This window comes from Sphingomonas sp. CROZ-RG-20F-R02-07, assembly GCF_022662335.1.
Lineage (GTDB): Bacteria > Pseudomonadota > Alphaproteobacteria > Sphingomonadales > Sphingomonadaceae > Sphingomonas.
The window spans coordinates 318,641-345,458 of sequence record NZ_JAKNQJ010000004.1 but is presented as its reverse complement, the minus strand read 5'-3'; the positions used below and the strand labels follow the sequence as shown (position 1 = coordinate 345,458).

28 protein-coding genes are annotated in these 26,818 nt (G+C 69.0%); 18 read left to right on the top strand and 10 right to left on the bottom strand.

All coding sequences use genetic code 11. From position 1 onward, the window contains the following. Window positions 1-7: 7 nt before the first annotated feature. Together rpsT and mutM are read right to left on the bottom strand one after the other, a co-directional pair. Entirely contained in the window at window positions 8-271 is a 264-nt protein-coding gene (gene rpsT / locus L8H00_RS09300; RefSeq protein ID WP_242097008.1) for a 30S ribosomal protein S20, read from the bottom strand. Between the two features lie 94 nt (window positions 272-365). Next, window positions 366-1,181, bottom strand: a complete 816-nt coding sequence (gene mutM, locus L8H00_RS09295) for a bifunctional DNA-formamidopyrimidine glycosylase/DNA-(apurinic or apyrimidinic site) lyase (protein ID WP_242097007.1) — start codon at window positions 1,179-1,181, stop codon at window positions 366-368. Window positions 1,182-1,237: 56 nt separating this feature from the next. Between mutM and L8H00_RS09290 the strand changes: the two genes are divergently transcribed. The 7 genes from L8H00_RS09290 to moeB are packed head-to-tail and all read left to right on the top strand — an operon-like array spanning window position 1,238 to window position 7,479. Next, window positions 1,238-1,981, top strand: coding sequence for a class I SAM-dependent methyltransferase (locus tag L8H00_RS09290; protein ID WP_242097006.1), 744 nt, complete (start codon window positions 1,238-1,240; stop codon window positions 1,979-1,981). A 16-nt stretch (window positions 1,982-1,997) separates the two neighbouring features. Continuing rightward, the gene (gene ubiB, locus L8H00_RS09285; protein ID WP_242097005.1) at window positions 1,998-3,545 is read left to right on the top strand and encodes a 2-polyprenylphenol 6-hydroxylase; all 1,548 of its coding nucleotides are present in this window, start codon (window positions 1,998-2,000) and stop codon (window positions 3,543-3,545) included. A gap of 16 nt (window positions 3,546-3,561) precedes the next feature. Further along, entirely contained in the window at window positions 3,562-4,680 is a 1,119-nt protein-coding gene (locus tag L8H00_RS09280) for a hypothetical protein (protein ID WP_242097004.1), read from the top strand. Between the two features lie 9 nt (window positions 4,681-4,689). Then, entirely contained in the window at window positions 4,690-5,868 is a 1,179-nt protein-coding gene (coaBC, locus tag L8H00_RS09275; protein WP_242097003.1) for a bifunctional phosphopantothenoylcysteine decarboxylase/phosphopantothenate--cysteine ligase CoaBC, read from the top strand. Continuing rightward, complete coding sequence (dut, locus tag L8H00_RS09270; RefSeq protein ID WP_242097002.1) at window positions 5,865-6,308, top strand: dUTP diphosphatase; 444 nt, start codon at window positions 5,865-5,867, stop codon at window positions 6,306-6,308. The genes coaBC and dut overlap by 4 nt, the downstream gene beginning before the upstream one ends. After that, a complete protein-coding gene (locus L8H00_RS09265) occupies window positions 6,305-6,724 on the top strand; it encodes a hypothetical protein (RefSeq protein WP_242097001.1) in 420 nt (139 codons plus the stop codon). The genes dut and L8H00_RS09265 overlap by 4 nt, the downstream gene beginning before the upstream one ends. Beyond that, entirely contained in the window at window positions 6,721-7,479 is a 759-nt protein-coding gene (gene moeB, locus L8H00_RS09260) for a molybdopterin-synthase adenylyltransferase MoeB (protein WP_242097000.1), read from the top strand. The genes L8H00_RS09265 and moeB overlap by 4 nt, the downstream gene beginning before the upstream one ends. Here the strand turns inward: moeB and galU are convergent. Continuing rightward, window positions 7,476-8,345: a UTP--glucose-1-phosphate uridylyltransferase GalU gene (galU, locus tag L8H00_RS09255; protein WP_242096999.1), complete on the bottom strand. Its 870-nt coding sequence runs from the start codon at window positions 8,343-8,345 to the stop codon at window positions 7,476-7,478. The genes moeB and galU overlap by 4 nt on opposite strands. A gap of 110 nt (window positions 8,346-8,455) precedes the next feature. On the opposite strand from galU, the gene wecB reads away from it, so the two are divergent. Together wecB and wecC are read left to right on the top strand one after the other, a co-directional pair. Further along, window positions 8,456-9,583, top strand: a complete 1,128-nt coding sequence (gene wecB, locus L8H00_RS09250) for a UDP-N-acetylglucosamine 2-epimerase (non-hydrolyzing) (RefSeq protein ID WP_242096998.1) — start codon at window positions 8,456-8,458, stop codon at window positions 9,581-9,583. Further along, window positions 9,567-10,853 carry a UDP-N-acetyl-D-mannosamine dehydrogenase gene (wecC, locus tag L8H00_RS09245; RefSeq protein WP_242096997.1) on the top strand — a complete coding sequence of 429 codons (1,287 nt, stop codon included), beginning with the start codon at window positions 9,567-9,569 and terminating at the stop codon, window positions 10,851-10,853. The genes wecB and wecC overlap by 17 nt, the downstream gene beginning before the upstream one ends. Window positions 10,854-11,089: 236 nt before the next feature. Here the strand turns inward: wecC and L8H00_RS09240 are convergent, their stop codons facing one another. Both L8H00_RS09240 and rpsU read right to left on the bottom strand, forming a co-directional pair. Continuing rightward, window positions 11,090-11,692: an FKBP-type peptidyl-prolyl cis-trans isomerase gene (locus L8H00_RS09240; protein WP_242096996.1), complete on the bottom strand. Its 603-nt coding sequence runs from the start codon at window positions 11,690-11,692 to the stop codon at window positions 11,090-11,092. Between the two features lie 104 nt (window positions 11,693-11,796). Beyond that, a complete protein-coding gene (rpsU, locus tag L8H00_RS09235; protein WP_088331195.1) occupies window positions 11,797-12,003 on the bottom strand; it encodes a 30S ribosomal protein S21 in 207 nt (68 codons plus the stop codon). Window positions 12,004-12,242: 239 nt separating this feature from the next. On the opposite strand from rpsU, the gene L8H00_RS09230 reads away from it, so the two are divergent. The 7 genes from L8H00_RS09230 to L8H00_RS09200 all read left to right on the top strand — a co-directional run bounded on the left by L8H00_RS09230 (window position 12,243) and on the right by L8H00_RS09200 (window position 19,616). Then, window positions 12,243-12,974, top strand: coding sequence for a response regulator (locus L8H00_RS09230; protein ID WP_242096995.1), 732 nt, complete (start codon window positions 12,243-12,245; stop codon window positions 12,972-12,974). A 10-nt stretch (window positions 12,975-12,984) separates the two neighbouring features. Continuing rightward, the gene (locus L8H00_RS18970; RefSeq protein WP_242096994.1) at window positions 12,985-14,367 is read left to right on the top strand and encodes an ATP-binding protein; all 1,383 of its coding nucleotides are present in this window, start codon (window positions 12,985-12,987) and stop codon (window positions 14,365-14,367) included. Window positions 14,368-14,460: 93 nt separating this feature from the next. Continuing rightward, window positions 14,461-15,363, top strand: coding sequence for an intradiol ring-cleavage dioxygenase (locus tag L8H00_RS09220; RefSeq protein ID WP_242096993.1), 903 nt, complete (start codon window positions 14,461-14,463; stop codon window positions 15,361-15,363). A 107-nt stretch (window positions 15,364-15,470) separates the two neighbouring features. Continuing rightward, window positions 15,471-16,913: a cysteine--tRNA ligase gene (gene cysS, locus L8H00_RS09215; protein ID WP_242096992.1), complete on the top strand. Its 1,443-nt coding sequence runs from the start codon at window positions 15,471-15,473 to the stop codon at window positions 16,911-16,913. 121 nt (window positions 16,914-17,034) lie between these two features. Continuing rightward, complete coding sequence (locus L8H00_RS09210; RefSeq protein ID WP_242096991.1) at window positions 17,035-17,514, top strand: peroxiredoxin; 480 nt, start codon at window positions 17,035-17,037, stop codon at window positions 17,512-17,514. Window positions 17,515-17,595: 81 nt separating this feature from the next. Then, window positions 17,596-19,032 (top strand): AMP nucleosidase, encoded by a 1,437-nt coding sequence (locus tag L8H00_RS09205; protein WP_242096990.1) that lies wholly within the window; start codon window positions 17,596-17,598, stop codon window positions 19,030-19,032. Between the two features lie 59 nt (window positions 19,033-19,091). Then, window positions 19,092-19,616, top strand: coding sequence for a hypothetical protein (locus L8H00_RS09200; RefSeq protein WP_242096989.1), 525 nt, complete (start codon window positions 19,092-19,094; stop codon window positions 19,614-19,616). A 150-nt stretch (window positions 19,617-19,766) separates the two neighbouring features. On the opposite strand, the gene L8H00_RS09195 is transcribed toward L8H00_RS09200, so the two are convergent. From L8H00_RS09195 to L8H00_RS09180, 4 genes are all read right to left on the bottom strand, one after another. Then, entirely contained in the window at window positions 19,767-20,522 is a 756-nt protein-coding gene (locus L8H00_RS09195) for an alpha/beta fold hydrolase (RefSeq protein WP_242096988.1), read from the bottom strand. 109 nt (window positions 20,523-20,631) lie between these two features. Continuing rightward, a complete protein-coding gene (locus L8H00_RS09190) occupies window positions 20,632-21,657 on the bottom strand; it encodes an aspartate-semialdehyde dehydrogenase (RefSeq protein WP_242096987.1) in 1,026 nt (341 codons plus the stop codon). 62 nt (window positions 21,658-21,719) lie between these two features. After that, window positions 21,720-22,436 carry an MgtC/SapB family protein gene (locus L8H00_RS09185; RefSeq protein WP_242096986.1) on the bottom strand — a complete coding sequence of 239 codons (717 nt, stop codon included), beginning with the start codon at window positions 22,434-22,436 and terminating at the stop codon, window positions 21,720-21,722. A 7-nt stretch (window positions 22,437-22,443) separates the two neighbouring features. Continuing rightward, window positions 22,444-24,699, bottom strand: coding sequence for a S9 family peptidase (locus L8H00_RS09180; protein ID WP_242096985.1), 2,256 nt, complete (start codon window positions 24,697-24,699; stop codon window positions 22,444-22,446). 209 nt (window positions 24,700-24,908) lie between these two features. On the opposite strand from L8H00_RS09180, the gene L8H00_RS09175 reads away from it, so the two are divergent. Together L8H00_RS09175 and L8H00_RS09170 are read left to right on the top strand one after the other, a co-directional pair. Beyond that, window positions 24,909-25,574 (top strand): hypothetical protein, encoded by a 666-nt coding sequence (locus tag L8H00_RS09175; RefSeq protein ID WP_242096984.1) that lies wholly within the window; start codon window positions 24,909-24,911, stop codon window positions 25,572-25,574. Between the two features lie 73 nt (window positions 25,575-25,647). Continuing rightward, the gene (locus L8H00_RS09170) at window positions 25,648-26,502 is read left to right on the top strand and encodes a MoxR family ATPase (protein ID WP_242096983.1); all 855 of its coding nucleotides are present in this window, start codon (window positions 25,648-25,650) and stop codon (window positions 26,500-26,502) included. 13 nt (window positions 26,503-26,515) lie between these two features. Here L8H00_RS09170 and L8H00_RS09165 read toward each other — a convergent pair whose 3' ends face one another. Next, a complete protein-coding gene (locus L8H00_RS09165) occupies window positions 26,516-26,692 on the bottom strand; it encodes a hypothetical protein (RefSeq protein WP_242096982.1) in 177 nt (58 codons plus the stop codon). Between the last annotated feature and the right edge of the window lie 126 nt (window positions 26,693-26,818).

The window sequence follows — 26,818 nt, the reverse complement described above, 5'->3', positions numbered from 1 at the left end:
ACGCGGCTCAGGCGAGCGCGGTGACCGCCTTGGTCAGCCGGGCGAACTTGCGGCTCGCGGTGTTCTTGTGGAGCACGCCCTTGGCGACGCCACGCATCAGCTCGGGCTGCACCGCGGCCAGCGCGGTCGCGGCTTCGGCCTTGTCGCCCGATGCAAGCGCGGCCTCGACCTTCTTCACGAAGGTGCGGATCCGCCCGACGCGGTTGCCGTTCACTTCCGCGCGACGCTCGTTGCGACGGATACGCTTTTTCGCCTGCGGCGTGTTCGCCATGAAGTCCTCTGGGTGTTCGAATGATGAAAAGGGGCGCCGGATCGCTCCTACGCCCTCTCGAAGGTGCGGCTCTTAGCCATTCCGCCCCGCCGGGTCAACCACGCTGGCAGGCGGGGCACCAGAAGGTGGAGCGGCCATTCTCGACTCGCCGCTGGACGGTGGCGCCGCAGCCGCACGCCTCGCCCTCGCGGCCATAGACGCGCCATTGCTTCGAGAAATAGCCGAGTTCGCCGTCGGGGCGGACATAGTCGCGCAAGCTGGAACCCCCCGCCGCGATCGCCGCCGTCAGCACCGCGCACACCGCCTCGACCAGCCGCTCGAGCCGGAATAGGGCGATCCGCCCTGCGGCGCGCGACGGCGCGATCCGGGCGAGGTGCAGCGCCTCGCACACATAGATGTTGCCGAGTCCCGCCACGACGCGCTGGTCGAGCAGCATCGCCTTGATCGACGCGGCGCGCCCCTGCAGCCGGGCATGAAGATGGTCCGCGGTGAAATCGGGCCCGAGCGGCTCGGGGCCCATCGCCGCGAACGGCGGATAGGCATCCAGCGCGTCGGTCTCGACCAGATCGATGAAGCCGAACCGCCGCGGATCGTTGAGCGCGAGCGACCGCCCCGCCCCGGTTTCGATCACCAGATGATCGTGCGGCAGCAGCGCGCCGGGATCGACTCGCCAGCGCCCCGACATGCCCAGATGGAAGACCATCGTGTCGCCGCGATCGGTGTCGATCAGGCCGTATTTGGCACGGCGGTGGAGCCGCGTGACGCCGGCGCCGGTCAGCCGCTGGCGCAGATCGACGGGGATCGCCTTGCGCAGATCCGCGCGGCGCGGCTCGACTCGCACCAGCCGCTGCCCCTCGAGAACGGGGGCGAGGCCGCGAACGGTGATTTCGACTTCGGGAAGTTCGGGCACGCCTGCCAGCTAGGTTGCGTTTGCCCGCGCCACAAGGCGCGGCTACAGCGCACCGCATGACCGACACCGTCCCCTTCGGCTACGAAGACATCCCCGCGACCGAGAAGACCGCCCGCGTGGGCGGCGTCTTCACCAGCGTCGCTTCGTCCTACGACCTGATGAACGATGCCATGTCGGGCGGCATGCACCGGCTGTGGAAGGATCGGTTCGTCCGCCGCGTGAAGCCGCGCGCGGGCGAGCAGATCCTCGACATGGCGGGCGGCACGGGCGACATCGCCTTCCGCATGGCCGAGGCGGGCGCGTCGATCACCGTCGCCGACATCAACCCGGCGATGCTCGAGGTCGGCATGGCCCGCGCGCAGAAGCGCGGTACGGACGAGAATGCCGGCAGCCTGGTGTGGACCGAGGCGAACGCCGAGGTGCTCACCTTTCCCGATCGGTTCTTCGACGCCTATACGATCGCGTTCGGCATCCGCAACGTGACCGACATCCCCAAGGCGCTGAAGGAGGCGCACCGCGTGCTGAAGCGCGGCGGCCGCTTCTTTTGCCTCGAATTCTCCACGACGCAGTGGCCGGGCTTCGCCGAAGTGTATGACGCCTATTCGCACAAGCTGGTGCCCAAGCTCGGCCAGTTGCTCGCGCGCGACGCAGACAGCTATCGCTACCTGATCGAATCGATCCGCCGCTTTCCCGACATGCCGAAGTTCGAAGGCATGATCCGCGACGCCGGCTTCGTGAACACGCGCGTCGAGCCGATCCTCGGCGGCCTCGTCGCGATCCACAGCGGCTGGAAGATTTGACCCGAGCCCCGTTCGCATGACGTCGTCGGTCGTTCATGGCTGGCGGCTGCTCCGCTGGGGCCGGACGCTGGCGCGCCACGGCGCGCTGTTGGGACTGGAGCGCGATCCGAACGCGCCTGCCGGCGTGCGGCGGCTGGCGCGGATCGCGCGGATCGGTGCGCGCGTGCCCAAGGTGCCGCGTTACGCCGATGCCTTCCAGGCGATCGGCCCGGCCGCGATCAAGCTCGGCCAGACGCTCGCGACGCGGCCCGATCTGGTGGGCGAGGATGCCGCGCACGATCTCTTGCGCCTGCAGGACCGGCTGCCGCCCGTGCCCTATGCCACGATCCACGCGGCGATGCGCGCGAGCTTCGGCCGCGACCCCGCCGAGCTGTTCGCCACGATCGACGAGGAGCCGATCGGCGCCGCCTCGATCGCGCAGGTCCACCGCGCCGTCACCACCGACGGGCGGCAGGTGGCGGTCAAGGTGCTGCGGCCCGGAGTGGAAGCCGATTTCACCCGCGCGATCGACACCTACCAATGGGCCGCCGCGCAACTGGAGGCGATGGGCGGCGACGCGCGCCGCCTGCGACCGCGCCTAGTGATCGAGACGTTCAAGCGCTGGACCTTGCGCGAGCTGAACCTGATGCGCGAGGCATCCTCCGCCTCCGAACTCGCCGAGCTGATGACGGCGGAGCCCGATTTCGTCGTGCCCGCGATCGACTGGCAGCGCACCACGGCCAAGGTGATGACGCTCGAATGGATCGACGGCATCAAGCTGTCCGATCGGGACGCGCTGGTCGCGGCCGGATACGACATGACGAAGCTGGCCGAGACGCTGGTCCACGCCTTTCTGCGTCAGGCGATCGCGGAAGGATTCTTCCACGCCGACATGCACCAGGGCAATCTGTTCGCGCTGCCCGGCGCCAACGGACAAGGGCGGATCGCCGCGATCGATTTCGGGATCATGGGCCGGATCGACCGGCGCGCACGCGTGTGGCTGGCCGAGATCCTCTACGGCCTCATCACCGGCAACTATAAACGCGTGGCGGAGATCCATTTCGAGGCGGGCTATGTGCCCGCGCACCACAATGTCGCCGAGTTCGCCACCGCGCTGCGCGCGGTCGGCGAGCCGATGCGCGGCATGGCGGTGAAGGACATGTCGATCGGGATGATGCTCGACGGGCTGTTCTCGATCACGCGCGAATTCGACATGGCGACTCAGCCGCATCTGCTGCTGCTGCAGAAGACGATGGTGATGGTCGAGGGCGTGGCCACCCGGCTCGATCCCGACATCAACCTGTGGGTGACCGCCGAACCCTTTGTGCGCGAATGGATTCGCGGCGAGCTGGGCCCCGAGGCGGCGGTGGCGGACCGGATCGTCACCGATCTGCGCACGATCGCCCGGCTGCCCGAACTCGTCCGCCGGATCGAGGCGCGCTATCCCGCGCCCGGCGGCGCGCCGCCCGATCTGCCGCTTGCCGAGGTGCAGGTGGTGCGGATCGGCGGCGGCTGGCGCTATGCGCTGCTCGCCGCGCTGAGCGCCGCGGCCGGGGTGATCGCCACCTTCGCGGCGCTGCGCTAGGCCGCGAAGGCAAAGCGTGCGCCGTCCCTCCGGCCCCCTCTGGCTCGCGATCCCGTCGCGCTTCGCCGCGCTCACACGCACGCAGGCACGGATCCGGCTCGCGCTGCTCGCTCTGCTGCTGCTGGCGACATGGCTGGCGCTCGCCACGCCGGGGCCGCCCGCGGCGAGCCACGATCCGGCGAAGCGCGGCGACGATCAGGCCGATGTCGTGCTCTACGAGACGATCGTCGACGGCGTGCGCCATGGCGGCAATTATTATGCCGTCGCTGCGGACGCACTGCGGATCGGCAATTATCCGCTGCGCCCGTTCGTCACCTTCCGCCTGCCGACGCTCGCCGTGGTGCTCTCGCTGCTGCCGCGCGTGGCGGTCAGGATCCTGCTCTATGGGCTGGCGCTGGGCGTGATGCTCGCCTGGTATGCGCGGCTGAAGCCTGCCTTCGCGCGGCCGCCGCCGCGGATCGTGGCGATGGCGCTGCTCGCGGGCGGCATGGTCGCGTTCGTTCAAGCCGATCTCGCCTATTTCCACGAGATCTGGGCAGGGCTGCTCGTCGCGCTCAGCCTGGCGCTGTGGCGCCCCGGCCGCTGGCTCGAAGCGGTCGCGTTCGGGCTCGCCGCGGTGCTGATCCGCGAGACCGCGGCGCCGTATCTCGCGATCATGGCGGCGTTCGCCTGGCTCGGCGGCGATCGGCGCGAGGCGGCGGCATGGGTCGGCGCGATCGCCGTGCTAGGCGTCGCGCTGGCGCTTCACGCGCATGCCGTGGCGGCGGTGGTTCGGCCGCTCGATCCGGCGTCGCCTGGCTGGGCAGGCATGCTCGGCTTCGGCTTTTTCGTGAAGACGATGACGATCGCGACGGCGCTCGATCTTGCCCCCCTGTGGCTCGGATCGCTGCTCGTCGGGCTCGCGCTGTTCGGCTGGGCGGCGTGGCGCGACCCGCTCGCGGCGCGGATGCTCGCGCTGTTCCTCGCCTATGCCGCGATCCTCGGCATCTTCGGGCGGACGGACACCTTCTACTGGGGCTTGCTCGTCGCGCCGACGCTGTTGGTGGGGTTGGCGTTCGTGCCCGATGGCATGCGCGACCTGATCGCCGCGGCCGGCGACACGCGACGGATTACCGTGACGCGCGTCTTGCGTTAAGATGCGCGCATGAAACGCGTCCTCCTGATCGTCGGTGGTGGCATCGCGGCCTATAAGGCGCTCGAACTGATCCGCCTGCTCAAGCGGAGCGGCCATGCGGTGCGGTGCGTGCTGACGGAGGGCGGCAGCCATTTCGTCACGCCGATGAGTCTCGCGGCGCTGAGCGAGGACCAGGTCCATACCAGCCTCTGGGATCTGAAGGACGAGGCGGAGATGGGCCATATCCAGCTCAGCCGCGAGGCCGATCTGGTGGTGGTAGCTCCCGCCACCGCCGATCTTCTCGCCCGGATGGCGGGCGGCTTGGCAGGCGATCTCGCAACCACGCTGCTGCTGGCCACCGACAAGCCCGTGCTCGCGGTGCCGGCGATGAACGTACGCATGTGGACTCATGCCGCCACCCGCCGCAACGTCGCGCGCCTGCGCGGCGACGGCGTGCGCGTGATGGAGCCCGACGAGGGCGCGATGGCGTGCGGCGAATTCGGCCCGGGGCGCCTGCCCGAACCCGCTCGGATCGCCGAGACGATCGCGGCGATGCTCGCGCCCGACCGGCGCCTCGCCGGCCGGCACGCGCTCGTCACCGCGGGGCCGACCCACGAGCCGATCGATCCCGTCCGCTACATCGCCAACCGCTCGTCGGGCCGGCAGGGCTTCGCGATCGCCGCCGCGCTGGCCGAGGCAGGCGCGCGCGTCACGTTGGTGGCCGGCCCGGTGACCCTGCCCACCCCCGCCGGCGTGACGCGGATCGACGTCGAGACCGCGCGCGAGATGGCGGCGGCGGTGGATGCCGCGCTCCCCGCCGATATGGCGGTGATGGTCGCCGCAGTCGCCGACTGGCACGTCGTCCCCGCGGCGGGAAAGGTGAAGAAGAGCGATGCCCCTCCTACCCTGACGCTGGTCGAGAACCCCGACATCCTCGCCGGGCTGGCACGCGGCGCGCAGCGGCCCCGGCTGGTGATCGGCTTCGCGGCGGAAACCGACTCGCTGCTGGAGCATGCCGCCGCCAAGCGCGTGCGCAAGGGTGCGGACTGGATCGTCGCGAACGACGTTTCGTCCGACGTTTTCGGAACCGACAGCAACAGCGTACATCTCGTCACCGGGCAGGGCACCGAAAGCTGGGAGCGGCTGGCGAAGTCCGCCGTCGCTGCCCGACTGGTCGATCGGATCGCCACCGAACTGGAGCGTTCATGACAGCCATCCGCCTCCGCCTCCAGCGCCTGCCCCATGGCGCGGATCTGCCGCTGCCCGCCTATGCCACGTCGGGCGCGGCCGGGCTCGATATCGTCGCCGCCGAGACGCTGACGCTCGCGCCCGGCGCCCGCGCGGCGGTGGCGACGGGATTCGCGATCGCCATTCCGGAGGGTCATGAGGTGCAGGTGCGGCCCCGCTCCGGCATGGCGCTCAAGCACGGCGTCACCTGCCTCAACACGCCCGGCACGATCGACAGCGACTATCGCGGCGAGGTGAAGGTGATCCTCGCCAATCTCGGCAGCGAGCCCTTCGTGGTGACGCGCGGCGAACGGATCGCGCAGCTCGTCCCGGCGATCGTCACCCCGGCGACGGTCTACGAGGTGGGCGCGCTGGACGACACCGCGCGCGGTGCCGGCGGCTTCGGCTCGACCGGACGATGACCATCGCCGCGATCCTGCTGACCCTCCAGGCGGTGCTCCCGCAGGCGTCGGCCGCGCCGGCGGCACAGGCACCCTTCCCCGCCATGCTCGCGCCGCCGCAGGACTGGAGCCGGTTGCCGCCGCTCATGCTGCGCCGGCCCGTCGCGCAGGCGCCCGAGGCCGCCGCCTATGTCGCGAGCGAGATCGCGGCCGGGCGCTGCACATGGACGGGCACGATGCTGACGGTCGATTTCGCCGTGCTCGCCTCGCCCGCGGGGCAGGTGAAGCGAATCGTGCCCCGCGCGATCGGCTGCCCCACGGTCGAGCAATATGCCGCCGGCATCCTGCTCAGCATGGCGCGCAGCAACATCGATACGGGGAGCGCGGGCGGCGAGGGCTGGTATCGCACCACGCTCAGCTTCACATGGGGGCCATGACGCCACCGCTCTCTGACGACGAACTCGATCGCTACGCCCGCCACATCGTGCTGAAGGAATTCGGCGGCGCAGGGCAAACCCGGCTGAAGGCGGCGCGCGTGGCGATCGTCGGCGCTGGCGGCATCGGTTCGCCCGCGATCCAGTATCTCGCCGCGGCCGGCGTCGGCCATCTGCGGCTGATCGACGACGACCGCGTCGAGCCCTCCAACCTTCAGCGCCAGACGATCTTCGTCAGCGACGACGCGGGCACGGCCAAGGTCGAGGCCGCCGCCGCCGCCGCCCGGCGGATCAACCCGCATGTCGCCGTGGAGCCGGTGGCGGTGCGGATCGACCCGGCCAATGCTGCCACGCTGCTGGCCGGTGTCGACGTGGTGCTCGACGGCTGCGACAATTTCGCCACCCGCTTCGCCGTCGCCGATGCGGCGTTCGCCGCACATATCCCGCTCGTGTCCGCCGCCGTCGGGCAGTTCGAGGGACAATTGGGCGTCTATCGCGGCTGGGAACCCGTCCTGCCCTGCTATCGCTGCTTCGTCGGCGAGACTCCCGAACGCGCCGAGACGAGCTGCGCCGAGGACGGCGTGCTCGGGCCCGTCACCGGCATCCTCGGCAGCCTCGCTGCGCTGGAGGTGATGCGCGCGATCGCACCCTTCGGCGACGAAGCCGCGGGCAAGCTGCTGCTCGTCGACCTGCTCGCGCTCCGCTTCCGGACCTTGCGTCTGCCCAAGGACCCCGGCTGCGCGGGCTGTGGCAGTTAGGCCAGCAGCGCCTGCGCGAACGCGCGGACGTCGGGGCCGATATCGTCGCGCGCCAACGCCAGCGCCAGATTGGCGTGGATATAGCCTGCCTTGTCCCCACAATCGAAGCGCCGGCCGTCGAAAGTGAAGCCGTGGAAAGGCTGGCGGCCGATCAGCTGCGCCATCGCGTCGGTCAACTGGATTTCGCCGCCCGCACCGGTCTCGTGGCCGTCGAGGATGCGCATCACCTCGGGCTGGAGGATGTAGCGCCCGGGGATCATCAGGTTGGACGGCGCCGCGCCCGCCGCCGGCTTCTCGACCAGGGCCGTCACCTCGGTCAGCCGGCCGCGCCGCTCGCCCGGTGCGATGATGCCGTATTTGTCGGTCTCCGACGCCGCCACCTCGAGCGCGCCGATGACGTTGCCGCCCACCTGGTCATAGGCCTCGACCATCTGCGCCATGAAGCCCGGCGTGCCGACCATCAGCTCGTCGGGCAACAGCACCGCGAACGGCTCGTCGCCGACGATATGGCGCGCGCACCACACCGCATGGCCGAGCCCGAGCGGCTCCTGCTGGCGGATATAGACGGGCGAGCCCGGCGGCATCCGGATGCCCTCGATCGCGCCGAGCGACTTGCCCCGCGCGCGCATCGTCGCCTCGAGCTCGTAGGAGATGTCGAAATGATCCTCGAGCGCGGATTTGCCGCGGCCGGTGACGAAGATGATCTGCTCGATCCCCGCCGCCAGCGCTTCCTCGACCGCATATTGGATCAGCGGCTTGTCGACGACGGTCAGCATCTCCTTGGGCATCGCCTTGGTCGCAGGCAGAAAGCGCGTACCGAGACCCGCCACCGGGAACACCGCCTTGCGCACACGCTTGATCGTCATTCGCTACCCATCTCGGCAAATTGTCTCGCGACCGCTTATCGCCCATAGACGGCGCACGCAATTTGATGCGCATTGACCCGGGTTTAAACACCGGCGGCTAAGGCAGGCGGATGACCAAGACCGTTCTCGTCATCTTCGGCACCCGTCCGGAAGCGATCAAGCTGTTTCCCGTGGTGCGCGCGCTTGCGGCGACGCCGGGGCTGCGGGTGCGCACCTGCGTGACCGCGCAGCATCGCGGGCTGCTCGATCAGGTGCTGCGCATCGCCGATCTCATGCCGGATATCGACCTGGACGTGATGGAGCCGGGGCAATCGCTCGACCGGCTCACCGCGCGGCTGCTCACCGGGCTGGGCGAGGTGATGGATGCCGAGCGGCCCGACCGGGTGCTGGTGCAGGGCGACACCGCCACCGCGATGGCCGGCGCGCTCGCCGCCTATTACCGCCGCGTGCCGGTCGGCCATGTCGAGGCGGGGCTGCGCTCGGGCGACATCTATCACCCCTGGCCCGAGGAGGTGAACCGCCGCATCGTCGCCCCGATCGCCGACCGGCATTTCGCCCCCACCGACACCGCCGCCGCCGCGCTGATCGCCGAGGGACTGAACCCTGCGACCGTGCACGTCACCGGTAACACGGTGATCGACGCGCTCGACTGGACGCGCGCGCGGATCGCGGCCGATCCCGCGATCGCCGGCGACCTGGAGGCGATCGCCGCGCGGTTCGCGGGCAAACGCATCGTGCTCGTCACCACGCACCGGCGCGAGAATTTCGGCGACGGCATGGCGGGGATCGCGGAGGCGATCGGGCGGATCGCCGCGCGCGACGATCTCGCGGTGCTGTTCCCCATGCACCCCAATCCCGAAGTCGGCCGCGTGATGGATGCCGTGCTCGGCGACCGGCAGAACGTCGCACGGATCGCGCCGCTCGATTACCCGCACTTCGTCCGCGCGCTGTCGCTATGCGATCTGGCGCTGACCGATTCGGGCGGCGTGCAGGAGGAGGCGCCCGCGCTCGGCAAGCCCGTGCTGGTGATGCGCGAGACGACCGAACGCCCGGAAGGGATCGCCGCCGGCACCGCGCGGCTGGTGGGCACCGACCCCGATCGGATCGTTTCCGAAGTCTTCACGCTTCTGGACGACAAGGCGGCCTATGCCGCGATGGCCCGCGCCCATAACCCGTTCGGCGACGGCCACGCCGCGGCGCGTATCGCAAGGATCGTGGCGGATGATTTCGGATACTGAACTGACCGTCACGGTGCTGGGCCTCGGCTATATCGGCCTGCCCACCGCCGCGGTGATCGCGCGGACCGGCGCGCGCGTGCTCGGCGTCGACGTCACGCAGAGCGTGGTCGACACCGTCAATTCGGGCCGCGTGCATATCGAGGAGGTCGATCTCGACGGCCTCGTCTCGGGCGTGGTCGCGCGCGGCAGCCTGCGCGCGTCGACCGCCATCGCGCCGGCCGACATATTCGTGATCGCGGTGCCCACGCCCTTTGCCGACGATCACCGCCCCGACATCGCCTATGTCCTTCAGGCCGCCACCAGCGTGGCGACGGTGCTGAAGGCGGGCGACACCGTCATCCTCGAATCGACCTCGCCGATCGGCACCACCGAACAGGTCCGCGATCTGCTGGCGACGCTGCGCCCCGATCTGCGCGTCCCCGGCCGCACCGGCGAGCAGGCGGATATCGCGATCGCCTATTGCCCCGAACGCGTGCTGCCCGGCCGCATCCTGGTCGAGCTGATCGACAATGATCGCGTGATCGGCGGGATCACGCCGCGATGCGCGAGGAAGGCGCTGGCCTTCTACCGCCGCTTCGTGCGCGGTGCCTGCGTCACCACCACGGCGCGCGCCGCCGAGATGACCAAGCTGGCCGAGAACGCCTATCGCGACGTCAACATCGCATTTGCCAACGAACTCTCGCTGGTGGCGGACACGATGGGGGTGGACGTGTGGGACGTGATCCGCCTGGCCAACCGTCATCCGCGCGTCAACATCCTGTCGCCCGGCCCCGGCGTCGGCGGGCATTGCATTGCGGTCGATCCCTGGTTCCTGGTGCATGCCGATCCGGCGCACACGCCATTGATCCGCACCGCGCGCGAAGTGAACGACACCAAGGTCGATCATGTGATCGCGCGCGCCGCCGCGCTGATCGAGGCGACACCCGGTCCGGTCGCGTGCCTGGGCCTCGCGTTCAAGGCGAATATCGACGATTTCCGGGAAAGCCCCGCGCTGAAGGTCTCGCTGGCGTTGGCCAAACGCTTCGGCGAACGCGTGCGCGTGGTGGAGCCCTATGCCGCCACGCTGCCAGCGGCGTTCGCGGGCACGGGCGCGACGCTCGCCGATATCGATCTGGCGATCGAGACCTGCGCGACGATGATCGTGCTCGTCGATCACGACGTGTTCCGGTCGGTGCCCGCCGAGGAACGCGCCGGCATCGCGGTGCTCGACACGCGCGGCATCTGGCCCGATCAGCCCGCACCTACCGGGCGGCTGCGCCTCGCGAGCTAGAGCCGAAGACGTTAATTCGATCCGTTCGCCCCGAGCGCGTCGAAGGGGCCGTTCCGACGGCAAAGGCACGCCTGTGGAGAGCATGCTTCGACAGGCTCAGCACGAACGGATCTCTTGGTGGGATCAAGCTCATGCCATCAACGTTTGACGGCGTCGCGTAAAACGAAAACGGGGCGCTCCACCCAGGTGGAGCGCCCCGCTCATCCGATCAGGATCGTCCGCTCAGGATCGTCCGCTCAGGGCTGGCCGGGGGCGGGAGCACCACCCGGCACGGCGCCGCCGGGCATCGCGCCGCCAGGCATGCCGCCACCCGCACCCTGCATCATCCGCTGGCGCGCCTGCATTTGCTGGACGACGGCGGCGGGCAGAAAATCGATCAGCTCGACGTCGAACACCAAAGTGGCATTGGGCGGAATGGGACCCGCACCGTTCGGGCCGTAGCCGAGCGACGGCGGCAGCCAGAAGCGGTATTTCGCCCCCTTGCCCATCAGCTTCAACGCTTCGGAAAAGCCGGGCACGACGGCGGACACCGGCATCGGAGTCGGCTGCTGCGACTTGTCGAAGGTCTTGCCGTCGATCAGCCGGCCCTCGTAGTTCACCAGCGCCACATCGGCGTCGGTCGGCTTGGGGCCGGTGGCCGCACCCGGCGCCAGCACCTGATATTTCAGGCCCGATGCCGTCGTCACCACGTTGCTGCCGCGCGATTCGCGCAGCAGCGCCGGATCGCTCTGCTGCGCCAGAGCCACCGCCCCGATCACCGCCAGCGCGATGCCGATCCACAGATAGATCAGATAGCTGCGCTTGACGGGCCGAAGCGGAACGGCGGTGACGGTGGACATGAGTCGATCCCGAGGCTGCCGGAGCCACGCCCGTGGCGCAGCCCCAATATGGTCGCAAAGACCGCACCGTCGCGCCGGATCGCGCGGCGGTGCGGGCGCCGGTGTTACCGGGCGCCGTCGCGCTCGGCGCGCTTGCGGTCCATCTTGCGGGCGCGGCGCACCGCGGCGGCGCGCTCGCGGGCGCGCTTTTCGCTCGGCTTCTCGTAATGCCGGCGAAGCTTCATCTCGCGATAGACGCCCTCGCGCTGCAGCTTCTTCTTGAGCGCCCGCAGCGCCTGGTCGACATTGTTGTCGCGAACGATGATCTGCATAAACCCGTGAAGCTCCGGTCGAATAGCTATAGCCGCCGCGAAGCCCTCCGCGGCGTGTGAACGCTGCGCCTACCAGCGCCGCGACGCGGTTTCAAGGAAAACCGCCGCCTGTGGCGCAACCGCCACACCTGTCACCCGAAAGAGGAAGTTTGCAGGACTGCAATGTCCGCGATACGCAAGGGCGCCACGCCCGCTTCATGCAAGCGCCCCTTTCCGTTCAGGCCGGACCCGATGCCGCCATGGATCTCGAAACCCGCCTTCTGATCGTCGACGACGATCCCGGCATCCGTGAACTCACCGCCGGGTTCCTCGCCGCGCACGGCTATATCGTCGATACCGCGGAAGACGGCGGCGCGATGCGCGCGGCGCTCGCCCGGCATCGTTATGCGCTGGTGGTGCTCGACGTCATGATGCCCGGCGAGGACGGGCTCAGCATCCTCCGCTCGCTCGACCGCTCGACCAGCCCGGCGATCATCATCCTCTCGGTGATCGGCGAAGAGGTGGACCGGATCGTCGGGCTGGAGATGGGCGCGGACGATTATATCGCCAAACCCGCCAACCCGCGCGAGCTGCTCGCCCGCGTGCGCTCGGTGCTGCGCCGCGGCCCCAATCGGGGCGAAGCCGCCGTTCCCGTGGGCGTCTCGCGGCCGATGCTGCGCTTCGCCGGCTGGCGGCTCGATGCGGTGGCGCGGCAGCTTTTCGATCCCGACGACGTGGTCATCAACCTGTCGGACGGGGAGTTCCGGCTGCTCATCACGCTGGTCGAACATCCCCGCCGGGTGCTCGGCCGCGATTTCCTGCTCGACCATTCTCGCGGCAGCAACGCCGAGCATTTCGATCGCGCGATCGACGTGCAGATCAGCCGGCTGCGTCGCAAGCTGGCGCGCGACGGCGCCGGCGGCGGCGATGACCTGATCCGCACCGTCCGCAACGAAGGCTATATGTTCACGGCCGATGTCGAGCGCCGCTGAGCCAGCGGGCGTGACGGGAGCAGCCGGCGGCCGGACGATCGTATGGCCGATCTTCGCGCTGGTCATCGCCTCGGTGCTGGTGGCCACCGCGGTGTTCATCGCGGTCACCTTCAGCGGGCCGCCGCCGATGCCGCGCCCCTATGCGCTGGCCGGGGTGGCGCGCGCGCTGCGCACCGGGCAGGTCGCCGATGCGGTGGCCGCCGATCCATGGCGCGATTCCGAGATGCGGCCGCCACTCGGGCCGGCCGGGCCGCCTGACTTACCCGGGACGCCGGATCGGATGCGCCCACCCGCGCGCACGATCGACCTGCGGCTGGCGACGCGCGCAGCCCCGCCCCTACCCCGCGACGGCGAACGTGCCGATCCGCGCCGGCAGGCTGCGATCGCGGCGTTGCTGGGCGTCGTACCGGCGGACGTGCGCGTGTTCGCCGAGGACGACCGGTTCGCCGCAGATTCGTTCCTGGTCGGCGATTTCACCATCGCGCTTCACACGGGTCAGGGCTGGCGCGTGATCCAGAGCGCGCACCGCCCGTTCCTCACGCGGTGGCATTGGGTGACGATGGCGGCGATGCTCGCGGCCGTCCTTGCGCTCTCCATCCCCGCCTTCGCGCTCGCGCGTGCGATCTCGCGGCCGTTGCGGCGGCTGGCGCGCGCCGCCGAACAGGCGCGCGCGGGCGCCGCGCTGCCGCCGCTTCCCCATGGCGGCTCGCGCGAGGTGCGCGAACTCACGCGCGCGGTGGAGGCGATGCACGCGCGGCTGGCCGGCCATGCGGAGGCGCGTACCGCGATGCTCGGCGGCATCGCGCATGATCTGGGCACGCCGCTCGCCCGCCTCGCCTTCTGGATCGAGCAACTGCCCGAGCCCGCGCATGGCCGCGCCTCGGCGGATATCGACGAGATGCGCGCGATGATCGCCGCGACGCTCGCCTTCGCGCGCGACGAATCGGGCGAGCGGCCCGCCTTGCGAGTCGATCTGGGCAGCCTGCTCGATTCGCTCGTGGACGATATGGCGGCGGGTGGTGCTCCGGTCGCGATCGTGCCGGGGGCCCGGGTGCGGGTGCGCGGCGAACCCGTCGCGCTCCGCCGGCTCTTCGCCAACCTGATCGAGAACGCGGTGCGCTATGGCGATCGCGCCGATGTCGCCTGGGCGCTGCAGAGCGGATCGGTGGTGGTGACCATCGCCGATCACGGACCGGGAATCGATCCCGCCGCAGCCGATCGGCTGTTCGATCCGTTCGTCCGCGGCGAGAAATCGCGCAACCGCGCGACCGGGGGCACCGGCCTCGGCCTCGCCATCGTCCGGTCGATCGCGACGCGCCACGCCGGCACCGCGACGCTGGAGAACGGCGTTACCGGGGCGATCGCCCGCGTGACGCTGCCCCTGTCCGACTGACACATCGCGAAACATTCGTGCAGCGCGCCGACATCGCGGCGAAATGCGGGGCCATGATAGCCGATCGGGACAGCAACGCCCCGGGGGCCCATCATGCATCACCACGACGACGACGACCACGACCACGGCCTCGCGCATGATCTGGGCGTCATGGACCGGCTGATCGAGCGTCGCCGTGCGCTCCGCTGGTTCGCCGGTGCCGGCACCGCCGCACTGGTGGCGGGCTGCGGCGGCGGCAGCAGCGGCGAGACGGAGACGAGCAGCAGCGTCAGCGTCGTGACCGCCAGCGCCACGCCGACCGCAACGCCCACGGCCACCGCCACGACGACCACGACGGGTGCGTGCATCGCCGACCCGACGGAAACCGCCGGCCCCTATCCCGCCGACGGCACCAACACCGCCAGCGGCTCCACCTCGAACATCCTGCCGGTATCGGGCATCGTGCGCAGCGACATCCGCTCGAGCTTCATCAGCACGACGACGGTCGCAACGGGCGTGGCGGTGACGCTCACGCTCACGCTGGTCGACGTGAATGCGAGCTGCGGCGCGCTCGCTGGCTATGCCATCTATCTCTGGCATTGCGACCGGCAGGGCAATTACTCGCTCTATTCGGCGCCCGCCGAAAGCTATTTGCGCGGCGTCCAGGTGACGAACGCGTCGGGGCAGGTGAGCTTCACGACGATCTTCCCGGGCTGCTATTCGGGCCGCTACCCGCACATGCATTTCGAGGTGTATTCAAGCCTGACCGCGGCGACGAGCGGCAAATATGCGCTGCTCACCAGCCAGTTCGCGATGCCGGCCGCGGTGTGCAACACGGTGTTCTCCGACACCACCACCTATCCGTCGAGCAAGACCAATTTCGCCAGCGTGACCACCGCAAACGACAATGTCTTCGGCGACAACACCGCCGCGCAGATCGCGGTGCAGACCCCCAGCTTCAGCGGCAGCGTCGCCGCCGGTTATACCGCCACCGCGGTGATCGGCATCGCGCGCTAGCCGCCACACGAGATGCGCGGCGTCCCCCCTGTCGCCGCGCTGCCCCGGCCAGTCCCCCCTGTCTGGCCGGGGCCCCTTTGCGGGCGCCGCGGCGGCCCGCTATGGCCATGCCGATGACGCCCCTTACCCTCTACGACAGCCTCACCCGCGCGACCGAGACGTTCGCGCCGATCGATCCCGCCGACCTGCGCGTCTATTCGTGCGGGCCGACCGTCTACAATTACGCGCATGTCGGCAATCTGCGCGCCTATGTCTTCACCGACACGCTGTCGCGCACGCTGACGTGGAAAGCCGCCGCGATGGGCTGGGGCACGCTCACCCACGTCATCAACATCACCGATGTCGGCCATCTCACCTCGGATGCGGATGTCGGCGACGACAAGATGGAGGCCGCGGCGCGCGCGGCGAACCAGGATATCTGGGCGATCGCAAAGCATTACACCGAAGCCTTCAAGCAGAATCTCACCGACCTCAACATCCGGCCGCCCGCGCGCTTTCCGCTGGCGACCGACCACATTGCCGAGATGATCGCGTTCGCCGAGGCGATCGCGGATCGGCATTGCTACCGCCTGCCCGACGGCCTGTATTTCGATACCAGCACCGTGCCCGATTACGGGCGCCTCGCACGCTCCGGCGACGACGCGCGCGAGGGGCGGATCGAGGCGGTGGCGGGCAAGCGCCATCCGCAGGATTTCGCGATCTGGCGGACGAGCGCGCCGGGCGAGAACCGGCAGATGGAATGGGATTCGCCCTGGGGCCGCGGCGCGCCCGGCTGGCATCTCGAATGCTCGGTGATGAGCAAATTATATCTCGGCGAACGCTTCGACATCCACACCGGCGGGATCGATCACCGCGAGATCCACCATCCCAACGAGGTCGCGCAAAACCAGGCGCATTGCGGCTGCGCGGACACCGGCGCCAACCTGTGGATGCACAACAACTTCCTGGTGCAAGCCACCGGAAAGATGTCGAAATCCGCCGGCGACTTCCTGACGCTCAAGACGCTGGTCGATCGCGGCTTCCACCCGCTCGCCTATCGGCTGATGTGCCTTCAGGCGCATTATCGGTCGGAGCTGGATTTCTCGTGGGATAATCTCGCCGCGGCCACCACGCGGCTGAAGCGGCTCGCGCAAACGGTGGCGGCGCTGCGCGACCGGCCGCCGGGCCCCGCGACAGGGAGCGCCGACGCCTATCGCGCGCAGCTCGACGCGGCGATCTCGGACGATCTCGCCACCCCGCGCGCGCTGCCGGTGCTGGATGCGATGCTGGCCGACAAGCGGATCGCCGCGGCCGACCGCATGGCTGCGCTGGCCGATTTCGACGCCGTGCTGGGGCTTGATCTGGCGAACCTCACGCGCGCGGCGCTGCGCGTCCGCCCGGCGCAGGCGACGATCGACGAGGCCGATATCGCCGCGGCGCTGGCCGAACGCCGCGAAGCGCGCGCCGCCAAGGATTTCCGGCGCTCCGATGCGATCCGTGACCGGCTGATCGCCGATGGCGTCGAGGTGATGGACGGCGATCCGCTCGGCTGGGACTGGCGGCTGGCGTAGCTCGCTGCCGTCGAATCACCGCCTGCCCTGCCTCGGCCATGCGGCGAGCGCTTGCAAAGCGACGCCGCGCGCCCGAACTAGGCGCCGCCGCACCACCCCGCGGCGACCACGGAGATTCCTCATGACGATCAGCGTCGGCGACCGCATTCCTTCCACCACCCTCGTCAAGGTGACGCCCGACGGCCCCGATCAGGTCGATACCGACAGCTATTTCGCCGGCCGCACCGTCGCGCTGTTCGCGGTGCCGGGGGCGTTCACCCCCACCTGCTCGGCCAAGCACCTGCCGGGCTATCTCGACAAGGCCGATGCGCTGAAGGCCAAGGGCGTGGACGAGATTGCATGCACCGCGGTGAACGATCCCTTCGTGCTCGGCGCCTGGTCGAAGCAGAACGACGCTGACGGCGTGACGATGCTGGCGGACGGCAACGGCACCTTCGCCGAGGCGATCGGCCTGACGATGGATGGCTCCAGCTTCGGCCTCGGCACGCGCAGCCAGCGTTATTCGATGCTGGTGACGGACGGCGTGGTGACCCAGCTGAACGTGGAGGCACCGGGCGAATTCAAGGTGAGCTCGGCCGAGCATCTGCTCGAGGAGATCTGAGCCGATCGGGCGTCGGCCGCAGCCGGCGCCCGACTTGTCCCCCGTCTTGCCAGCGTCATGTGGCGCGCGTAACGATCCGCGATGGTTTCCGCATCCCGGATCGTCGCCGAACTCGACCGTCTCTACCGCGCCTCGGTGGAGCGCCTTCAAGCGGCGCTCACCGCCTATCTCACTACCGGCACCGTGCCCGATCCGATCGCCCGCTCGGACGGCAGCTTCGCCTATCCCGAAATCCGCCTCACCTATCGCGGGCAGGACAGCCGCCCGGCGCCGATGCGCTCGTTCGGGCGGCTGGTGACGCCGGGCGACTACCGGATCAGCGTCACCAAGCCCGGCCTGTTCGCCGATTATCTCATCGAGCAACTGACGCTGCTGATGGAGGATTACGACGTTGCGGTAGAGGCGGTCGAAGGGCGGCAGGAAATCCCCTTCCCCTATGTGCTCGATCCCGGCCATGCGCTCAGCCTCGATCAGGTGTCCGCCGCCGATCTCGCGCGGCATTTTCCCGCGACCGAACTGGCGCATATCGGCGACGAGATCGCCGACGGCCTGTGGATCGCGAACGACGACACCCGGCCGCTCGCGCTGTTCGACGCGTTGCGCACCGATTTCAGCCTGGCGCGGTTGCGGCACTATATGGGCACGCCTGCCGAGCATACGCAACGCTTCGTGCTGTTCACCAACTATCACCGCTATGTCGATGAATTCGTTCGCTGGGCGGTGGCGCAACTGGGCGACGGATCGCGCTACACCGCGCTGTCGGGCGCGGGCGGGGTGATGATGCGCGCGGGCGACGATCCCGACGCGCTCATCAGCGACAGCGCGTGGCGGCGCCACCAGATGCCCGCCTATCACCTGATGGCAGCGGACGGCACCGGCATCACGCTGGTGAACATCGGCGTCGGCCCCTCCAACGCCAAGACGATCTGCGATCATCTGGCGGTGATGCGGCCCGAGGCGTGGCTGATGATCGGCCATTGCGGCGGGCTGCGCCCCAGCCAGCGGATCGGCGATTACGTGCTGGCGCACGCCTATCTGCGCGACGATCATGTGCTGGACGACGTGCTGCCGCCCGAGATCCCGGTGCCCGCCATCGCCGAGGTGCAGGTGGCGATGGCCAAGGCCGCCGAGATCGTCTCGGGCCAGTCGGGCGACGAGTTGAAACGCCGCCTGCGCACCGGCACGATCGTGACGACGGACGACCGTAACTGGGAACTGCGCTATTCGCGCTCGGCGCTGCGCTTCTCGCTGTCGCGCGCCGTGGGGATCGACATGGAATCGGCGACGATCGCGGCACAGGGCTACCGGTTTCGCGTGCCTTACGGGACGTTGCTGTGCGTGTCCGACAAGCCGCTGCACGGCGAACTGAAGCTGCCGGGCCAGGCGAACCGATTCTACGAACGCGCGATCAGCGAACACATGCGGATCGGGATCGAAGCGTGCGAGCAGTTGCGCCGCGAAGGCCCCAAGCTCCACAGCCGCAAGCTGCGGGCGTTCGACGAGCCGCCGTTCCGCTGATCCGGACCCGATGGGCGGGTGGTGCGTTTCGGATGCGCAATCAATCAGGGAGTAGCATGATGGCCGACACCCCCGAACCGCCGACGGACGACACGCCCAAGTCGGTCACGCCCAAGCCCACCGCGCCGCGGCGCGCGCCGCGCAAGACCGGCGTAAAGGCAGCCGCGCCACGCACAGCGACCGCCAAGCCATCCGCCGCAAAGGCCCCGACCACGGCGGCCGCCGCATCGGAACCGGCCGCCAAGCCCGCCACCACCAAGCCAGCGGCCGCGAAGACGCCGAAGCCGCGCTCCACCAAGCGCGCGACTCCGCGCACCCCCGCCAAGCCGGCGGCCAAGTCCGGCGCGGCCAGAGCGACCGAGAAGCTGGGCGGCAAATGGGGCGCCGCCGCGATCGCGGGCGGCCTCGCCGCTGCCGGTGCTGCCGCCGCCGCGCTCTTCACGCTCAAGGGCAGCACGCCCAAGCCCAAGGCCGAGACACCGCCGCCCCCACCTGCAGGCAAGGGCGCGCATCAGGCGGATGGCAGCGATTCGTCCAGATCGTTCGAAGCCGGGATCGCCGACGAAGGCACGGTGCCCGAATAAGCCACAGGGTTTGATGACCTTAGGTTGATCCGGTCTCCAGATCCGTTCGTCCCGAAACTGTCGAAGCACGCTCTCCACGCGCGGCTTCGCATGCGGCACAGGCCCTTCGTCAAGCTCAGGGCGACCGGATCAACGTGACGTCATCACGCCCTAGGCGGAGACGAAGGCGGCGATCGCCCGCCCCAGTTCGGGCTTCGTCACCGCGCTCATATGCCCGCCCGGCGTTTCGACATAGCGCGCATCGGGCAGCGCGTCGGCCAGCGCCGGCGCGGAGCCGTTGTCCGCATCCTCCGCGCCGCACACCACGAGCGCTGGCTGGACGAACGCTTCGATCGTGGCGAGCGGCGTGTCGGCGAAGGTGTCGAGAATGCCCAGCAGCGCGACGGGATCGCCCTTGGTGGTCTTCAGGAAGGCCTCGGCCAGCCATTCGGGGGTGCCGCGCGCATGCTGGCCGAGATGGGTGAGAATGTTGCGGAAATGCCCGGCGCGGCGGCCGGTGTCGATCAGCCCCTCCAGCCCCATGCCCGAGAAGATCGTGCGCCGCGGCGTGGCCCCCGTCGCCAGCATCCGCGACACCGTCCGCGCGCCCAGCGAGTAACCGCCGAGATCATAATCGGTGAGCCCCAGATGCGCCACGAGCGCATGGCCATCGCGCGTCAGCGCATCGCGCGGATAGGCCGCGGGGTCGTGCGGCTTCGCGCTTTCGCCATGCGCGCGCAGATCGGGCATGACGACGCGAAAGCCCTTCGCCGCGATCGCCGCCGCATGGCCATAGCGGATCCAGTTGGTCGCGGCGTCGGAGAAATAGCCGTGGATCAGCACCACCGGCCGCCCCTCGCCCATCTCGCGCCAGGCGAGCCGGGTGCCGTCGAAGCTGTCGAAGAAACGGGTCGAACTGGGTTCCATCACGGGTCTCGGCTGGGATGATCCGCGCGCGATAGGCGCTTCGCCCCATGGCGCGCAACCGCCGCTCGGGGGCCGTCGGCCGACGATCGACCGTGACGGCCCCTTGCCCTCACGCCTTCTTCAGATGCCGCCGCCCGAGCAGTTCGGCGATCTGCACCGCGTTCAGCGCCGCGCCTTTTCGCAGATTGTCGCTGACGCACCAGAGCGACAGGCCGCTTTCCACGGTCGGATCTTCGCGGACGCGGCTGACATAGGTGGCGTCGTCGCCCGCAGCCTCGATCGGCGTGATGTATCCACCGTCCTCATGCTTGTCGATCAGCATGATCCCCGGCGCCTCGCGCAGGATCCGCTTGGCGTCCTCGGCCGACAGTTCGTCGCGGAACTCGATGTTCAGCGCCTCGCTATGGCCGACGAAGACGGGCACGCGCACGCAGGTCGCCGTCACCTTGATCTTGGGGTCGAGGATCTTCTTGGTCTCGACGACCATCTTCCATTCCTCCTTGGTCGATCCGTCGTCCAGGAAGCTGTCGATATGCGGGATCACGTTGAACGCGATCTGCTTGGTGAACTTGTTCGCGGTCGCGGGGTCGCCGACGAAGATGTTGCGGCTCTGTTCGAACAGCTCGTCCATCCCCGCCTTGCCCGCGCCCGAAACGGACTGGTACGTCGCGACCACCACGCGGGTGATCGTGGCGGCATCGTGGAGCGGCTTCAGCGCGACGACCATCTGCGCGGTCGAGCAATTCGGATTGGCGATGATGTTCTTCGCCTTGTAGCCGTCGATCGCCGCGGCGTTCACCTCGGGCACGATCAGCGGCACATCCGGGTCCATCCGGTAGAGCGACGAATTGTCGATCACGGTGCACCCGGCCGCGGCGAACTTCGGCGCATAGACCGCGGTCGCCTCGGAGCCGATCGCGAAGAGCGCCATGTCCCATCCGGCGGGATCGAAATGCTCGATATTCTGGATCTTGAGCATCTTGCCGGTGTCGCCATATTCGATCTGGTCGCCCTGGCTGCGCGACGAGGCGAGCACGGCGATCTCGTCGAGCGGGAATTCGCGCTCGGCGAGGATGTTGACCATCTCGCGTCCGACATTGCCGCTCGCTCCCGCGACCACGACCCGGTAACCCATGACATTCTCCCGATATGATGCGCGCCGGTAGCGTCATTGCGCGGCGGCGTCCAACCGCTTTGCTAATCGTGCGTGCGCGCCTGCCAGGTCGCGTGAACGATGCCGTGCACCCGCGCGAGATGATCGGTGATCGCGTCCAGTTCGCTGGTGGCCACGTTGGTCGCCACCAGCGTGGCGGCGATCTCCACCCGGTCCTCGCCGCGCTCGATCACGTCGAGTTCGGCCACCAGCAGTTGCGCGGCCTCCAGATGTTCGACGAGCAGGTCGCCGATCGGTCCGGCGTCCAGCGCCGCGGCGGTGACGGTCACGCTATAGGTCGCCTCGATCGTGCGGCCCACCATGGGCACGCGGTTGATCGCATCGACCAGCGGCCGAAGCGCGGTGTTGGCCACCAGCACGAACAGCGTGAGCAGCGCCGCCTCCGCCAGCATGTCGCTGCCCGCGATCGAACCGACCGCGGCGGAACACCAGAGCGTGGCCGCGGTGTTCAGCCCGCGGAGTTTCATCCCCTCCTTCATGATGACGCCCGCGCCCAGGAAGCCGATCCCCGAGACGACATAGGCGATCACCCGGATCGATTCGACGTCACCGCCCAGCCGCTGGCCGAGATCGACAAACGCCGCCGAGCCGATCGCGACGAGCGCGTTGGTGCGCAGCCCTGCGGTGCGCTGGCGATATTGCCGCTCCGCGCCGATCAGCGTGCCGAAGACGAACGCCGCCAGATAGCTGACGACCGTGTCGAGGAACGGCCAGAGGTGAAAGGTCGCGAGGAACCGCACGCGCGCGTTACCGCGCGGGGCGCGGGGCGCGGGCCATGGCCGGCTTGTCCTTCACCTTGGCATCGAGGAAGTTCAGGATCGTGTTCCAGAGATGCTCGCTGATCCCCGGCCCGCCGACGCGGTGGGTGTAGCCCGGATAGAACATCATCTCGAACGGCGTGTCGGTGGCCTGCATCCGCGCCACCACTTTCAGCGAATTGTCGAGGAAGACGTTGTCGTCGCTCATGCCGTGGATCAGCAGCAGCGGATCCTTGATGAGGTTCGCGTCCTGGAACGCCTGCGACGTGGCATAGCTTTGCGGATCCTTCGCGGGATCGCCCAGATAGCGTTCGGTGTAATGCGTGTCGTAGAGCTGCCAGTCGGTAACGGGCGCGCCGGAAACGGCGGCGGCATAGACGCCCGGCGTCTTCTCCAGCATCTTCAGCGACATGTAACCGCCATAGGACCAGCCGAACGTCGCCACCTTGTCGGGATCGACGAAGGGCAGCGCCTTGACGAACTTCGCCCCGGCAAGCTGGTCCTCCACCTCGACCGTGCCCATCGCGTGGTAGATATGGTCCTCGAAGGCCTTGCCGCGGTTGTACGAGCCGCGGTTGTCGATCTGGAAGAAGATCCAGCCCTGGCTCACCAGATATTGCGGCAGCGCGCCCTGCCAGCCGCGGGTCACCTGCTGGCCGGTGCCGGGGCCGCCATAGTGCTGGAAGAACACGGGGTATTTCTTCCCTGGCACGAGCGGCGGGGTAATCATCTCGTAATAGAGCGTCGTGCCGTCCTTGGCCTTCAACGTGCCGAACTTGGTCGGCTGATGGCTGGCGAGATAGGGGTAATAGGGGTGGCCCGCCACGACCGCATTCTCGTTGATCCACGACAGGCGCTTGCCGTCCGCATCCGCCAGATAGCTTTGCGTCGGCTGGTTGGGGCTGGAGCGCGAGACGATCAGGCGGCTGGCCGCCGCATCCATCGTCGCGCCGTTCCACCAGCCCGCCTCGGTCAGCTTCGTGATGACATTGGGGTGCGCGATGTCGACCGAATAGAGCTGCTGCTCCAGCACGTCGTCCTTGTTGCCCGTGAAGAACAACCGCCCCTTGGCCTCGTCCACGCCGACGAGCCCGGTGACGACCCATTTGCCCTTGGTGAGCTGAGTCCAGCGGCCCTTGGCGAACAGATAGAGATGGCCATAGCCGTCACGCTCCGAACGCCAGATCAGCCCGCCATTCTTCAGCGGGCGATAGGCGTCGGACAGGTTGAGCCAGCTCTTGGCCCCCGATTTCTCGGTGAAGAGCACCACGCTCTTGCCGGTGGTGGGATCGACGCGGAGCATCTCCAGCTTCTTCTGGTCGCGGCTCTCGCGCTGGACGAGCAGCGCCGAGCCGTCGGGCAGCCAGTCGACGCGCGCCAGATAGATGTCGGGATCGGTGCCGAGATCCACCTTCACCGGCGTGCTGCCATCCGGCTTCATCACATAGAGCTCGACCAGCGCGTTGGGCGTTCCCGCAGCGGGATAGCGCTGGTCGTACACCTTGGTGCCCGACGCGCCGATAGCGGTGCGCGTGAAGACGTGGACGGGTTTGTCGTCGAACCGCTCGACCGCGATGTGCGCTTCGTCGGGGGACCACCAATAGCCGGTGCGGCGGTCCATCTCTTCCTGCGCGACGAACTCCGCCTCGCCGAAATGGACGGTGCCCGCGCCGCCGGTGGTGATCGCCCGTGCCGCGCCGCCGGCGAGCGGGATCGCCCAGAGATTCTGATCGCGCACGAAGCTGACATAGCGGCCGCCGGGCGACACGACGGGGTTGAGCGCGCCGCCCGGCGTATCGGTCAGCTTGCGCGTGGTGCCGTCCAGCGACGCCAGATACAGATCTCCATCGAGCGGCACGAGGATCGTCTTGCCGTCGGGCGCCCAGTCATAGGCGACGATCCCCTTGGAGCCGCCGATCCGCGCCCGCTCGCGCTGCATCTTCTCGGCTTCGGAGAGTTCGGCGCCGCTGCCCACCTTGCGGCTGTCGACCAGCATCCGCTCGGCGCCGGTGCGCGTGTCGGTGGCCCACAGGTCGAGCCGCTCGCGCTCGTCGGCGCGCGGTCGCAGCGCGGTGAGCAGCGTGCCGTCGGGCGACAGGCGCAGCGCGCGCGGCTGCGTGCCCGACAGATCGGGATTGCCGAATACGCGGTCGAGCGTCAGCGGCTGGGATATGGGCGGCACGTCAGCGGCCAAAGCGGCGCTCCCCACCGAAGCGAGAGCCATAGCCAGCATCCATGCGCGCATCCGTTCGTCTCCAGCCGCGGAATTGGCTTCCGCTCGCGCGCCTTATCGCGGGCGGTGCGCACCGCGTAAAGTCCGCGACGCCAGCGCCGATCGGGTAAACGCGGCATAAACCCCGTCTTTACGTGCTTCGGTTAGACGGGAGGGAGGAGGATCGCCCCGACCCAGCGCGGCGCCCTCGAAAAAAGCCGCGGCACATCAGGAACGACACGATGAACTCGGACACAGCAACTTCCGCGCGGCAGGCGAATGCCTGGGATCTGGTCTTGCGCCTCGCTGAGACCGACGGCGTCGCCAATCATGCGCATGTGCGCGCGCTGCTCGACGGCCGTGTCGAACAGCGCGATCTGGCGGATGCGGTGCATGGGCTGTGCGTGGTGCACGGCCGCCATCCCGGCATGATCGACGCGGCGTTGAACCGCGGCGCGCAGCGTGCGGCGCATGACTGGCTGGAGGCGGCATCGCGCGCCTTCGCCAACGAACGCGCCTATCTCACCCGGTTGACCGCGGCGGTCGGCCCCCTGCCCTCCACCCCCGGCCAGGCGGTCGCCGAAGGGGCGTTCGCCGCCCAGCGCCATGCGCTCGAAATGCTGGCGGGCTCCGATCGCGGGGGCTGCGCGACGGGGGCGGTGGCGGCGCTGATGCTCGATTGGCATGCGACGCGCCGGGTGCTCGACCGCGCCGCCGAACGCTTCGGCGAAACGCCGCCCGCCGAGCGCCTGCCCGACGATGCCGAAACCGCGATGGTGATCGCCGGGCTGGGCGACACCCCGGCGTGCGAACGCGCGATCGTGTTCGGCGCGCAGCAGCTCTTTGCACAACATCGCGGCTTCTGGGACCTGCTCGACGCGCGCTGCAGCGCGCGCGACCGGGCATAGATCCCGCACAAGGCTTGCACGCGCGGGCCCGCAGCCCCTATCGCGGACGACAGATCCGCAGGGAGTTTCGGCGATGAAGCGCTTCGAAGGCACCGAGAATTATGTCGCGACCGACGATCTGAAGGTCGCGGTCAACGCCGCCGTCTCGCTGCGCCGGCCGCTGCTGGTGAAGGGGGAACCCGGCACCGGCAAGACGGTGCTCGCCTATGAGATCGCCGAGGCGGTCGGCGCCGAGCTGATCGAATGGAACGTCAAGTCCACCACCAAGGCGCAGCAGGGCCTGTACGAATATGACGCGGTGGCGCGGCTGCGCGACGGGCAGCTGGGCGACGCGCGCGTCCACGACATCGGCAACTATATCCGCCGCGGCAAGCTGTGGGAGGCCTTTACCCGCGACAAGCCCCCGGTGCTGCTGATCGACGAGATCGACAAGGCCGATATCGAATTCCCGAACGACCTGCTCCAGGAACTCGATCGCATGGCGTTCCATGTGTACGAGACGGGCGAGACGGTGCGCGCGGTGGAGCGGCCGATCGTCGTCATCACCAGCAACAACGAAAAGGAGCTGCCCGACGCGTTCCTGCGCCGGTGCTTCTTCCATTACATCAAGTTCCCCGATCGCGAGACGATGCAGCGGATCGTCGAGGTGCATTTCCCCGGCATCCAGAAGCTGCTCGTCACCCGCGCGATGGACATGTTCTACGACGTGCGCGACGTACCGGGCCTGAAGAAGAAGCCCTCCACGTCCGAACTGCTCGACTGGCTGAAGCTGCTGCTGCACGAGGACATGCCGCTCGAGGTGCTGCAGAACCGCGATCCCACCAAGGCGATCCCGCCGCTGCATGGCGCCTTGCTCAAGAACGAGCAGGACGTGATGCTGTTCGAACGCCTGGCCTTCATGGCCAAGCGTCAGACGAACCGGCCCTGACGGCGCCCCCCCGTCAGCCCTCGTCTTCGCTCGCGTCGTGGGGAGATGGCCGCGACACCTGCGACAATCGCGTGAGCAGCAGCGGGATGTCGCCGGTGATGAGCGTGTCGGTCGGCGTGGCGATGCCCTTGCGCAGGGCCTTGCCGATCGCGGCCACGCGTTCGCGCTGATCCTTGTTGGCTGGTGGCAACGCGCCGATCCTCGATACTGACAGGAAACCCGGTGACCGCCGGCCTTTGGGGGGAGGGGGCGGACGGTCACCGGGCTCGCGGGATTGAACACGCAGCGCGCGTCGCGGTTCCGCCCGCAACGCATC